The sequence below is a fragment of the Thermus aquaticus genome (assembly GCF_001280255.1).
In the GTDB taxonomy this organism is placed as follows: domain Bacteria; phylum Deinococcota; class Deinococci; order Deinococcales; family Thermaceae; genus Thermus; species Thermus aquaticus.
Genome location: NZ_LHCI01000105.1, coordinates 2,082 through 3,607 on the forward strand (window position 1 = coordinate 2,082; position 1,526 = coordinate 3,607).

Consider the following 1,526-nt stretch of genomic DNA (forward strand, 5'->3'; position numbering starts at 1 on the left):
GACGATGCCCTCCAGGGGTAGTGTCGCGTATTTTGTGGGTTAAGCATGGAGGGCGGAATGGACCGAGAGGAGCTCAAGAGGTTGACCAAGGAGGAGAAGGGCCGGCGCATCCGAGAAGGGGTCAAGGCCGTCATCGAGCAGGTGTTGGAAGAAGAGATGACCGAGCACCTGGCTGCGGGTTACCGTGAGCGCACCCCAAGCCGCCGCGGGGAGCGGAACGGCTACTACACCCGGGACCTCATCACGCCGGCGGGCAGGATCGCCCAGCTCCGGGTACCCCGGGACCGGGAGGGGACTTTCCTGACCGAGGTCCTTGAGCGGTACAAGCGGATGACCGGGGAGGTAGAAGAGGCGGTGCTGGAGATGTACCTGCAAGGGGTCCCCACCCGCAAGGTAGCGGCCATCACGGAGGGCCTGTCCCGGGTGCGCATCGGTAAGGACGCGGTCTCCAGGGTAGCCCAGCGCCTGGAGAGGAGCTCTCCGCCTGGCGGGGCCGGCCTTTGGAGCTGGCCTACCCCTACCTCTACCTGGACGCGGCCTACTTCAAGGTGAACTGGGGCGGGCGGGTGGTGGACCTGGCCCTTCTGGTGGCGGTGGGGGTGAACGAAGGAGGCTACCGGGGTCACGGGCGCAGCCCGTACATTTTGGTGCTGGTGGTGGAACCGGCGGGCGGGGAGCGGAAGGAGGCCTGGAGGAACCTCCTGAAGGGCCTGGTGGAGCGGGGGCTTCGGGGGGTGAGGCTGGTCATTTCCGACGACCACCCTTCCATCCGCCAAGCGGTGATGGCGGAGCTTCCTGGGGCCAGCTGGCAGCGGTGCGTGGTGCACTTTATGCGGAACGTTTTGGCCCACGTGCCGCAGTCGGAGCGGGGTGTGGTGGCCGAGGAGCTCCAGGAGGTGTTTGTGGCGCGGCGGCGGGGCACGGCGGAATCTCTGGCCCGGGGGTTCGTTGAGCGTTACCGGGACCGGTACCGGCGGGCGGTGGAGGTGTTTGCCCAGGGTTTGGGGGAGGCCCTGACCTACCTGGACTTTCCCAGCGGCCACCAGCGGCACATCAAGAGCACGAATGTCCTGGAGCGGCTTATCCGTGAGGTGAAGCGGCGGACCAGGGTGGTTGGGGTCTTCCCCGGCGAGGGGAGCCTGGTGAATCTGGCCACGGTGGTGATGCTGAGGGCCACGGAGGACTGGGCTTTCCGGCGTTACCTAGACATGGGCCCGCTTTGGGCCGCGGAAGAGAAACCCACAAAAATCGCGACTTGACCCCTCCAGGCGATGGGCCACAAGGACGACCCCCAGACCAAGATTCCCTCCAGCGTCATCCTTACCCTCGCCATACTCGCCGCCATGGAACTCGGTGGCAAGCACAACAAGGCCCTGGCCCTCGCCAAAGACCTGAACCTCTTCACCCAAGTCCCCTCCCCAAGCCGCTTCAACCGCAGGCTCCACGCCCTCTACCCCCTCTTCCTGCCCCTCCTTCACCTCCTCTCCCAGGTCTGGAAGAACCTCCACCAGGCCCAGGCCTACGCC

General features: G+C 66.2%; 2 pseudogenes. Both read left to right on the plus strand.

Annotation, left to right across the window (positions count from 1 at the left end):
- Window positions 1-57: 57 nt before the first annotated feature.
- Window positions 58-1,259 (plus strand): annotated as a pseudogene (locus BVI061214_RS13595) (IS256 family transposase).
- A gap of 12 nt (window positions 1,260-1,271) precedes the next feature.
- A pseudogene (locus tag BVI061214_RS13130) lies at window positions 1,272-1,526 on the plus strand (IS982 family transposase); the annotation flags it as partial.